This window comes from Acidovorax sp. KPB24-03 (genome assembly GCF_057546605.1).
Genome location: NZ_BAAJYR010000511.1, coordinates 1 through 2134, shown reverse-complemented (window position 1 = coordinate 2134; position 2134 = coordinate 1). Strand labels below are relative to the sequence as shown.

Genomic DNA, 2134 nt, shown 5'->3' with positions numbered 1-2134 from the left:
CCAGGCCCCGGCGCGCGCCTCGGCCTCGGCCGCGTCCAGCACGGCGCGCACCTCGTGCGGCGCCTGCGCCACCAGCGTGCGGCGCGGCGCGGCGAACACATGGCGCAGGCGCGGCCCGGCCGGGTGGCGCGGGTCGGAGAAGTCGATCCTGAAATTCACGTCAAAACAGGCCCATGCCCTAGAAAATCATGCCTAGATTGCTATTTAATTAATAGCAAATCGATGCCATGCCGGTGCGCTTCATGCCGCGCCGATGTGGGGCACCAGCGCGCCCAGGGGCTGCCCGCCCTTGAGCGCGGCGGTGAAGGCCAGCATGCGGTCGATGGGCTGGCGCGCGCGCGGGATGAGCGCCGGGTCCACGTGGATGGCGTTGGCGCCGGTTTCCAGCACGCGGGCCACGTCGGCCAGGCCGTTCATGGCCATCCAGGGGCAGTGCGCGCAGCTCTTGCAGGTGGCGCTGTTGCCGGCCGTGGGGGCCTCGTGGAAGGTCTTGCCCGGGTTGAGCGCGCGCAGCTTGTGCATCATGCCGTTGTCGGTCGCCACGATGAATTCGCGCGCGTCCATCTCGCGCGCGGCCTTCAGGATGGCGGAGGTCGAGCCCACGGCATCGGCCAGCGCCACCACGTCGGCGGGGCTCTCGGGGTGCACGAGCACCTTCGCCTGCGGGTGCGCCGCCTTCAGCGCCTGCAGCTCCTCGGCCTTGAACTCGTCGTGCACGATGCAGGCGCCGTTCCAGAACAGCATGTCGGCGCCGGTCTGCTGCTGGATGTAGGCGCCCAGGTGCCGGTCGGGCGCCCACAGGATCCGGTGGCCTGCCGCCTTGAGCGCGCCCACGATCTCCAGCGCGCAACTGGAGGTGACGAGCCAGTCGGCGCGCGCCTTCACCGCCGCGCTGGTGTTGGCGTAGACGACCACGGTGCGGTCGGGGTGCGCATCGCAGAACGCGCTGAACGCATCGGCGGGGCAGCCCAGGTCGAGCGAGCAGGTGGCGTCCAGGTCGGGCATGAGCACGGTTTTCTCGGGCGACAGGATCTTGGCCGTCTCGCCCATGAAGCGCACGCCCGAGACCACCAGCGTCTGCGCGGCATGGTCGCGGCCGAAGCGCGCCATCTCCAGCGAATCGCTGACCAGCCCGCCGGTTTCCTCGGCCAGGTCCTGCAGGTCCGGGTGCACGTAGTAGTGCGACACCATGACGGCGTTCTTCTCGCGCAGCAGCCGCCGGATGCGGTCCTTGAGCGCGGCGCGTTCGGTGGGCGAGGGCTCGGCAGGCACGCGGGCCCAGGCGAACTTCGTGGAGCAGACGGCGCCATCTTCGGGCTGCTCGTACTCCACGTCCTTGATGGCGGTGGGGGTCGTCATGGGGTGGGGTCTTTCGGCCGCGAAAGGCGCGGCGCCAACGCAGTATTCAGGGTCTTGAAGTGAGTCGCCGGCGTGCTAGGCAATGTCCTGCATGCGCATGGAGAAATCGATGGCCTTCACGTCCTTGGTCAGCGTGCCGATGGAGATGCGGTCCACGCCGGTCTCGGCCAGGGCGCGCAGGCCTTCGAGCGTCACGCCGCCGGAGATCTCCAGGATGGCGCGGCCGGCGTTCCGGCGCACGGCCTCGTGCAGCATCGGGAGCGGCATGTTGTCCAGCAGCAGCATCGTCGCGCCGGCATCCAGCGCCTCCTGCAGCTGCTCCAGCGTCTCGACCTCGATCTCCACGAAGGCTGCCTGCGCGGCCACGGCCTGCGCGGCGCGCAGCACGGCCGCCACGCCACCGGCGGCGGCGATGTGGTTTTCCTTGATGAGCACCGCGTCGTGCAGGCCGATGCGGTGGTTGGTGCCGCCGCCGGTGCGAACGGCGTATTTCTGCGCCAGCCGCAGGCCGGGCAGGGTCTTGCGCGTATCGACGATCTGCGCCCGCGTGCCGCGCACGGCCTCCACGTAGGTCGCCGTCTTGGTCGCCACGGCCGACAGCAGCTGCAGGAAGTTCAGCGCCGTGCGCTCGGCGCTCAGCAGCGCGCGGGCGCGGCCCTCCACCTCCAGCACCACCTGGTCGGGCGCGCAGCGCTCGCCTTCCTGCACGTGCCACACGATGCGCGCGGCCGGGTCCAGGGCCCGCACGGCCGCCTCGGCCCAGGCCGCCGCAGAT

Annotated in this window: 2 protein-coding genes; both read right to left on the bottom strand. The window is 70.7% G+C overall.

Annotation, left to right across the window (positions count from 1 at the left end; genetic code table 11):
• Window positions 1-240: 240 nt before the first annotated feature.
• On the bottom strand, window positions 241-1359 hold the full coding sequence (gene nadA, locus AC27KI_RS23340; protein WP_487091224.1) for a quinolinate synthase NadA: 1119 nt from the start codon (window positions 1357-1359) through the stop codon (window positions 241-243).
• A gap of 75 nt (window positions 1360-1434) precedes the next feature.
• On the bottom strand, window positions 1435-2134 hold a 700-nt coding region (gene nadC, locus AC27KI_RS23335; protein WP_487116097.1), incomplete at its 5' end, for a carboxylating nicotinate-nucleotide diphosphorylase.

Coding starts and splice junctions, on each gene's coding strand:
- nadA (WP_487091224.1), bottom strand. CDS start 1,359: ATGACGACCCCCACCGCCATCAAGGACGTGGAGTACGAGCAGCCCGAA.